Source organism: Terribacillus saccharophilus (assembly GCF_002272745.1).
GTDB lineage: Bacteria > Bacillota > Bacilli > Bacillales > Amphibacillaceae > Terribacillus > Terribacillus saccharophilus_B.
Genome location: NZ_NPBD01000013.1, coordinates 36,579 through 45,635, shown reverse-complemented (window position 1 = coordinate 45,635; position 9,057 = coordinate 36,579). Strand labels below are relative to the sequence as shown.

Annotated in this window: 6 protein-coding genes; 2 read left to right on the top strand and 4 right to left on the bottom strand. The window is 44.6% G+C overall.

The features are described from left to right. Nucleotides 1–210: 210 nt before the first annotated feature. The 4 genes from CHH58_RS13635 to CHH58_RS13620 all read right to left on the bottom strand — a co-directional run bounded on the left by CHH58_RS13635 (nucleotide 211) and on the right by CHH58_RS13620 (nucleotide 6,493). Nucleotides 211–3,345 carry an alpha-mannosidase gene (locus CHH58_RS13635; protein ID WP_249275135.1) on the bottom strand — a complete coding sequence of 1,045 codons (3,135 nt, stop codon included), beginning with the start codon at nucleotides 3,343–3,345 and terminating at the stop codon, nucleotides 211–213. Nucleotides 3,346–3,357: 12 nt separating this feature from the next. Then, nucleotides 3,358–4,182, bottom strand: a complete 825-nt coding sequence (locus CHH58_RS13630) for a carbohydrate ABC transporter permease (protein ID WP_038558611.1) — start codon at nucleotides 4,180–4,182, stop codon at nucleotides 3,358–3,360. A gap of 16 nt (nucleotides 4,183–4,198) precedes the next feature. Next, on the bottom strand, nucleotides 4,199–5,056 hold the full coding sequence (locus CHH58_RS13625; RefSeq protein ID WP_095218768.1) for a carbohydrate ABC transporter permease: 858 nt from the start codon (nucleotides 5,054–5,056) through the stop codon (nucleotides 4,199–4,201). A gap of 72 nt (nucleotides 5,057–5,128) precedes the next feature. After that, nucleotides 5,129–6,493 (bottom strand): ABC transporter substrate-binding protein, encoded by a 1,365-nt coding sequence (locus tag CHH58_RS13620; protein ID WP_095261026.1) that lies wholly within the window; start codon nucleotides 6,491–6,493, stop codon nucleotides 5,129–5,131. 269 nt (nucleotides 6,494–6,762) lie between these two features. Between CHH58_RS13620 and nhaC the strand changes: the two genes are divergently transcribed. Both nhaC and CHH58_RS13610 read left to right on the top strand, forming a co-directional pair. Next, nucleotides 6,763–8,169, top strand: a complete 1,407-nt coding sequence (gene nhaC, locus CHH58_RS13615) for a Na+/H+ antiporter NhaC (RefSeq protein WP_095261025.1) — start codon at nucleotides 6,763–6,765, stop codon at nucleotides 8,167–8,169. Beyond that, complete coding sequence (locus CHH58_RS13610; protein ID WP_095261024.1) at nucleotides 8,159–9,031, top strand: MBL fold metallo-hydrolase; 873 nt, start codon at nucleotides 8,159–8,161, stop codon at nucleotides 9,029–9,031. The genes nhaC and CHH58_RS13610 overlap by 11 nt, the downstream gene beginning before the upstream one ends. Nucleotides 9,032–9,057 lie beyond the last annotated feature (26 nt).

The following is a 9,057-nucleotide window of genomic DNA, read 5'->3' as shown; positions in this document are numbered from 1 at the left end:
GGTCGGTCTTTTTGATTAGTTATCCATCCTAGCGTAGGCAGAACACGGAGACTCCTACGGGAACACACGAGCAGAAGACCCCGCAGTGGTGAACTTTCCACGAGGAGGCTGAGGCCGTGCCCGTGGAAAGCGGAGTGTTCTGCCGAAGCGGCGCTCAAAAATAACATTCGATTTTAAGCAATGGGAATTTAGTTATGTCCCAGCCTTTTCTCATGATTTGGATATACGAATTGTCTTTATTTCATATGGAGTGAAAGATAATTCTATCCTTCCTTCCTGAGGGCTTTGGTCTACTTTTCTTTCCCTCAAATCACATTCTTCCCAAAAGGTATAGTTGAACTCTGGCTGTATCGTCACCTGCTGTGTACCACCGGTATATTCATGCAAGCGGATGATGATGTCTTCATTATCTTCTGCTTTCTTAATTGCATCCAGTTGCACATGCGGATTATCTATAGAAAATAGTTTTGCTCCGTCTTTGTCATTTACTCCGCTGTATACTTGGAACGGCTGATTCAGCTTCCATGCCTCTTGTACCGTATTGGCCTCTACCCAACCCTTTTCATGCGGGTAAAGGGAATACGAAAATAAGTGGTGACCTTGGTCTTGTTCGATATCCGGTGCAATTGCGGATTTGATCAAAGACAGACGTATAGTATGATCTTTGATGTCATGTCCGTACTTGCAATCATTAAGCAGACTGACGCCGTAATTTTGCTCCGAGAAATCGACCCATTGATGCGCAACAGATTCGAACCTGGCTATATCCCACGATGTATTCCAATGCGTCGGTCGTTTGACATTGCCGTATTGGATATCGTAAGTTGCTTCTGTAGCCCGAATTTGGACAGGAAAGGCCACTTTTAATAATTGCTGACGCTCATGCCAATCTACTTCTGTTTTAAAATCAATTACTTTCCGATTGCGATAGAAGATAATGTCTTGATGAATAGTCGAATTACCGTACTGCCAGCACGCTTCTATCACCAGCTGCAGTGGACCTGCTTCTTTCAGAGTAAAATCGAGCAGGTTTGTGACTTCCTTCTTTTTCTCCTGATAAAATAAATCGATATCCCAAGCATCGTAATCCAGTGGCTTATCCTCAAACACCTGAAACACATTTGCATTCTCCGACTCAGCTATTATATGACGCTTTGCTTTCCTGTCATATAGAGACTGGAGTTGACCGTATTCATTAAACCTAGCTTCATAAAATGGAGTTACAAGCTCTCGGTTCTTCAGCTGGAACCACTCATTATCCTGTTCTGAATCTTTTTTGTCGGTCTTTAAATGAACCTGCTTACTTCCTGTTCCCTGTACAGCCGGCACTTCGACCAGCCAGCCGCCTTTGTGTTTTTGAGCTGCCAAAGGGCTGCCGTTTTCATCCTCCCATACACCGTCATCCTCTGTCTCTATCTTGACAATACCATCCAATTGCCACGATGAAGAATTCACAATGCTCCATGTATGCTTCTTTTCATCTGTAATCAAATCGGCTGCGGCATCATTCTGAAGCGCTTGAAGTTTTGCATACCCATCCTCGTACTCCTTCTCACTATCTTCATATACTTCCCGAATCGAAGATCCCGGAATAATGTCGTGGAATTGATTACGCAATACTGTCCGCCATACCTCTTCTAACGTTGAAGATGGATACTTCAAAAAGTCATCTATCTGAATTGCTTTCCATACATGTAAAAATTCCGTTTCACGCAGTTCAAGTTCCATCCTGCGGTTCATTTTCTTATTGTAGGCCTGACTTGTATACGTTCCGCGGTGATATTCCAAATAAAGCTCTCCATCCCAAACTGGCATGAACTCTGATGTATTCTGGGTTTGATAATGCAGCGATTCGAAATAACTTTTAACATCACCTGTTTTGACGTTAGGCAGCCCTGGCATACGATCCAGTCTTCTTCGCATTTCGAGCATGGTCCTGTTTACGCCGCCTCCCCCATCTCCGTAACCATAGGAGAGAAGCAGTTCCTTCGTAAGTGCTTTATTTTTATAGTTATCCCATGTACCCGTTACGGTATCTGGCAGGATTTGACCATTATAAGTAGCGAACCATGTATTTTCCCTTGGGGATGGATCTGGTGTCGTGATGAATTGGGTCAGCACTTCACTTCCATCTAACCCTTTCCATGTAAATGTGTCATTTGGCATCCGATTGAATTGGTTCCAGCTAATCTTGGACGTTAAAAATGTGTTGATCCCTGCTTTGCTGAGAATCTGAGGCAATGCCCAGGAATATCCGAACACATCCGGCAGCCAGAGGTAGTTAACATCTTTTCCAAATTCCTCTTGGATAAACTTAGCGCCCTGTAAGATCTGACGTACCAATGATTCCCCAGAAGGCAAGTTACAATCGGCTTCCAGCCACATCGCGCCGTCCACTTCCCACTGACCATCAGCTATTCTTTCTTTTATCTGGGCGTATAGTTCCGGGAAGTCTTGTTTTACATAGCTATAAAGCTGCGGCTGTGTTTGCAGAAACTTATAGTCAGGATATTTCTCCATCAAACGCAAAACAGTGGAGAAAGAGCGACCTGCTTTTTCCCTTGTATGTTTAAGACGCCACAACCAAGCTACATCGATATGGGTGTGACCGATACAGCGAATCGTGATTGGAGATTCGCTCTCCAAGCTATCCAGTCCTTTTTGGAGAAAGTCATTTGCCTCATAAATAGAATGATAGAATGTATCACTTCCTGGGGAGCTCCAATCAATCAACCGGATAGTTTGGTCTAGCAGCGACAAGAGCTGAACCCGCTCTGCAGCATTTTCGTCTAGTACGCGTATCGTTTCATAAATGGCGAAGGCCGTGTAATACAAATCATCAGCTTGCTCATCGAAAACGGCTAGTTCAGCTCGCTTTATTTGATGCTCCTGCTCTATCCTTTCGCCGCCTCCTTCCAATCCTGACCAGAGACGAAATGCCAGGAAGATAGGGGCATCATGCCAGTCGTCCTTAAAGAAAAGTTCCTGGTGATTGGAGTCAACCGCTTGATGCATCACATTGTTCACATAGCACTGCGATTCAAAGCCTGAATTTCCTCCGCCGCCAGTCTTGCCGAAATCGAACACACCAACTATTTCCTTTCCTGCCCACTCTTTAGGAAGAACGATTTCCTTTGCCAGCCAAAGATAACGATCTCGGCCCTTCCAATGGTCACCTATATGCAGCTTCTTTTTAAAAGCTTCCAGACCTGGAACTTTTGGTGCCACCTTCTTTTCTTGGTCCTCTAATGCTAGAAAATGCTTCAAATCAAGCCGATCCCGATATCTGTATTTCTCCAATTCTTCTATTCTTCTTTCCAGCTGACGTTCTTTCAAACCCAACATACTTACACTCCTTTAGCCCTTGGATGCTCCGCCGAGGCTGAAGCCCTTGGACATGTATTTTTGTGCAAAGATATAAAGAATGATAGATGGCATGGTGTACAGCATGGAGAACGCTGCTAATTTGCCGTACTCGATAATGCCGTAATTCCCGAAAAACTGGTACAGTGTCACGGACGCTGGAAGCTTCTCCTGTGTCTGCAGCAAAATATAAGGAACAAAGAAGTTTCCCCAGCTGCCTGTAAATGTGAAGATTGCAATCGTAAAAATTCCTGGCAGCATTAACGGTCCAACTACTTTACGCATACTCGTCAGTACCGAAGCACCATCCACCCACGCCGATTCCTCCAGTTCAATTGGCACCGCATCCATGAAGTTCTTCATCATCCAGATAGCATACGGCAATCCTGATGCAGCAAGGAAAATCGTCGTGAAAATAATAGAATCCTGAATGTTTAAGAAGAGAAACAGCTGATAGACAGGCACCATAACTGCTGTGATCGGCAAAGACGTCATGAATAAAATGGTAAGCAGGAATGAACGCTTGTAACGCAGCCTATATCGGGAAAGCGGATAAGCGGCCAATCCAGCAACAATCACGACAATTGTTGCCTGCCCAAGTGATATGAACAAACCGATTGCAAAAGACCGGATATTACTTGGATCTGACAGAATAGCCGTAAAGTTATCCAGTGTCCATTTCTCTGGCAGCTTGATTGCTTGAGTTGCCTGCTGATCGAAGGAAGCGAATACGAGCCACAAAAAAGGCAGTAAAAAGCAGATAGCTAAGAAGATGAGCGCCAGATAGTGAATTACTAATTCTTTTTTCGATACCTTCATTCTGCATCCCTCCTCCTTATAGTTTTACTTTCATAAAACGCATGTACAGCAGACTGGCAACCGTACCGATTACGAGCAGAACTAGCGAAATGGCTGTGCCATATCCGAATTGGTAGTTTACGAAGGCTTGGTTGTACATGAATATTGGAAGAATCTGTGTAGCATTACCTGGTCCCCCGCCTGTCATCGTGTAGATCAACGTGAAAACGCCAAGCGTCTGCAGCGTAACGAGCATCATATTAGTGACTATCGAGCCTTTAACAATTGGAAGTGTAACGCGGAAAAATATCTGCCAGCGGGATGCCCCATCTATGACGGCAGCTTCTTGTACTGACTTTGGCACATCGTCCAGTGCCGCTTGGAAAACCATCATCGAAAAAGCAGTTCCATGCCAGATGTTTGCGATAATGACACTTACCATCGGGAAGGTGAATAACCAGGTGATCGGCTCAAACCCAATTCCCTGCAGAATTGCATTGAACGTACCCGCATCACTCAGGAAAGCTACCCAGCAAAAAGCTACGACAATCTCCGGCGTCACCCAGCCGGCAATTACGATTACACCAATGAATCGGCGAAAACCGCGCCGCTTCTCCTTCATTAACAATGCAAGGATCAATCCTAATACAACCTGTCCGACTACGGCAGAGAAAAGTAAGAAAATAAGCGTCCGGAACACACTAATTCGAAATTCTGGGTCTTGAAACATATTGGTGAAATTTTGGAATCCGATAAATTGAATGTTGGCTGCATCGGTCCCTGTAAGTGACAAATTCGTAAAAGCAAAACCGAAAGTCAGTAACATGGGCGTTATGAAAAATAATAAAAGAAGAATCCAAGACGGAGACAAGAAAAGTATCGCTTTTCTATGCATACATATTCGTCACCTTTCTCCCGCCCAATCAAAGGGAGCTGGGCATTCCAGCGCCCTTGATGGGATGGTTTCCTATTCAGCCACTTTCGTATTTTCTTTACCAACCACACGTTCTACTCCAGCTTTATATTGCTGTACGGCATCTTCCGGAGTCAGCTTGCCGGTTGCAATCGCTTCGACTACTGTCTGCAGCTGTGTGGACACTGCTGGATATTTATCATTCGCTGGTCTGAATTGTGCATTTTCCAAGTATGCTTGCGATTCTTTGGCAAAAGGACGGTTAACGTATTCTTCTACTTCGACAGCATCTGTACGAGTATTCAAGTTACCATCTGTCATTGAGCGATTGATGCTGTTATCCTTTTCCATCAAGAATTGTATGAATTCCCATGCTTCTTCCTTCATATCTGCTTTGGATGGAATTGCCCAAGCCCAGCCTCCACTCATTGTAATTGCTCCTGGTTCCTGCCCATTCTGGGTCGGCATAGGCGCAAATCCTATTTTCTCCTCGACATTTTCAATCGGAGCTGCTCCGTTCTCTGCCCAGTTCCGGGCATTCCAGCTGCCATCAAGTGCTATTGCCAGCTTCTTTTGCGGGAATAACTGCTGGAATGCTACGTTTCCGGATTGACCACTCATGACGACAGAGAAATCAGGACCAACTTTCTCTACATCGTACACCTGTGAGATAAAGTTGAATGAATCCAACAAACCTTGACTATCCACGACCCATTTTTTATCAGAATCGTCGTACAGTGTATCGCCAGTTCCATATAGCAGCATCTCCAGCGTCTGCATGGAAACTGCCTCGCCATTTGCTTTGCCGACTTGCATAAATAGCGGCGTCACTCCGTCTGTCTTCTCTTTGATCGTTATCGCTGCATCCAGAACCTCATCCCAATTTTTCGGTTCCCAAGGTACAGGCAATCCCGCTTCCTGGAACAGCTCTTTGCTATACCAAAGTCCACGAGAGTCGGAAGTAGAAGGAACACCATACACCTTGCCATCTTCCGCTGTAACACCGGATTTCAGATTTTCAATAATGTTATCCCATTCACCCCAATCGGAGAGACGATCATCCAATGGCTCAAGGTAGCCGGCATTTGCATCAGAATTGAGCATGAATGTATCCTCCGATACAACGTCCGGGGCCGTTTCTGCTGACTTCATCTGTAGTGCAACTTTAGAGAAATAATCTCCCTCACTCGCTGTGATTGGCGTTATCTTCACATCGATATCCGGATGTTCTTTTTCAAATTCATCCACCACACCTGAGTCAAAAAAATTCTTCAGTGAATCTACTGAACCAGGAGATCGATACACGACAGTAAGTTCTTTCTTACCATCCCCTGATTCTGTATTACTGGAGCATGCTGCCATCGTGACTAGAATGAAAATAAGCATGAACACACATACACCCTTAGCACTCTTCCACATCTACAACTCCTCCTCCTGATTCCTGCTTTTACCATAAAATGAAAGCGCATACAAATAAATCAAAAAAGAAACGTCAGGGCTAGCCCAACACCTATAACGGATTATATGCCCTGCTTTCCTCCTTATTCTCAGGATTGAAAGATTTAAATTCCTACTATTCTAAATTTTATTGTTACGTTGACACTTATAACACTGACAATTATCATTGTAAGAATATATAACAAGAGAACATCCAAAAAATTTAATACGTTCTCAGAAAGGAATTTATCATGACGCAGAAACAACCTCTTTTCATTCAAGCGCTGCTTCCGCTAATCGCGCTCGCAGTCGCTGCGTTTTTCTCCCTGTTCTACTGGAACGCGGGAATGCTCATGCCGTTGATGATCAGCTTGATTGTCACTTCGGTACTAGGCATATTACTTGGACACAAATGGAGTGATCTCGAGTCCTATATGGGCAAAGGAATCCAAAGGGCGTTGCCTGCTGTCTATATTCTGATCATCGTCGGTATTATTATCGGGTCTTGGATAAGCAGCGGGGTTATTCCAACGCTTATCTATTATGGTCTTGATCTTATTCATCCTTCTATTTTTATTCCGAGTGTGGCACTTGCTACTGGTGTTCTTTCTATGGCACTCGGCAGCTCGTTCGCTTCGATCGGAACTGTAGGATTAGCTTTCATTGCTGTCGGAGACAGCATGGGCTTTCCATTAGCTTTAGTAGCGGGGGCAATTATTTCTGGAGCTTATCTTGGAGATAAATTCTCACCTTTATCGGAAACAACGAACGTGGCCGCATCTATGGCAGGTGTTGATCTATTCAGTCACATCCGACATATGCTATGGGATACTATACCGGCATTCTTACTATCGGTACTGATTTATTGGATCGTTGGATTGAACTATGCAGGTGAAGTAAAAAGTATTGAGGAAATTCGTACGATTAATACGCATTTGGCAGATACATTTGTCATTCATCCCTTGCTTTTACTTGTACCGCTTTTGACTGTAGTTGCTTTGATTAAGAAATATCCTACTTTACCATCTTTGGTACTGATAAGTTTCATAGGAGCTATTCTTGCTTATATCGTTCAAGGTGCATCTGTATCTGATATCATTGGCGCCATGACAAACGGTTACAGCGGCGATACTGGCTTGGAAAGTTTGAATAATCTGCTTCATCGCGGTGGTATCACATCCATGATGGGAACAATCGGGCTCGTATTGGTCGCAACTGCACTCGGCGGTATGCTGGAGGATATCGGAGTTCTGAAGACAATCACAGAGACGTTCATCAATCGCGTGAAAAGCACCGGTTCCTTAATAGGAAGCACCGTGCTTTCTGCACTAGTCGTTGGTTTTGCAACAGGTGCACAGATCTTGGCAGTCATTCTGCCAATCCGTACCTTCAAGCAAGCCTTTGAGGATCGTAATTTGGCAGCGAAGAATCTTTCACGCTGTGTCGAGGCTGCTGGTGCCGTCGGTATCAACATGGTGCCTTGGAGTGTTCCCGCATTCTTTGCTGCAGGCGTTCTAGGTGTTAGCCCTTATGATTACATCCCGTACGCTTTCTTTATTTTCTTAGTACCGCTCATCAACGTGATTTACGGATACACAGGATTGTCAATCACTAAAAAAGATGATGCAAAAGAAGAAGGTGTCAAACATGCAGGCTAATACCATCAAGCTACGGTTTTTAGGCAGTGCACAAGATGCCGGCGTTCCACAGGCAAACTGTTATTGTGCCAATTGCCGACGTGCTCACGCAGATCTTACACTTCGCCATTATGCCGCGAGCTTGGCAATCATCACAGATGATTCCACATGGCACATGATTGATGCAACACCAGATTTCCGAGAGCAGCTGTACAGTGTGCAGCAAGCTTATCCAAATGCAGGCATTATGGACAGCATTATCTTGACGCATGCACATGCAGGACATTATCCCGGTTTGCTTTTCTTAGGAAAAGAAGGTATGTCTACGTCTGAATTGCCTGTTTATGCAAGCGAAAGGATGTCGCAGCTATTAGCTAGCGATGCTCCATGGAGTCAGCTGGTAGGTTTGAAGAATATCGTTACAAAAACCATTTATGCTGACAAGGCCCAAGAACTTGGAGAGCATGTCCGTTTCACACCCGTTGAAGTCCCTCATCGGAATGAATACTCCGAAACGTTTGGCTTCCTCATCGAGGGACCGAACAAAAAAGCATTGTACATTCCGGATATTGATTCCTGGGAAGAATGGGAGAATGATATCGCAGAAATAGCAAAAACTGTTGAGTTCGTTATTGTGGACGCGACATTCTACAGCAAGCAGGAAGTTGCCGGAGTCGGCCGGGATATCAGTCAAATCCCTCATCCGCCGATTATGGAGACAATGGACAGGCTTCAAAATGTTGTCGATACAGTCGGAACAAAAGTCTATCTGACCCATCTCAATCATTCGAACCCTGTACTAGATCCAGATAGCCAGGAATACCAAAGCGTAAGAAAGCGCGGATTCTTTCTTGCTGAAGAAGGATTGGAATTGGAGCTATGACAAAAAAGCTGTCAGCCGTAATTGGC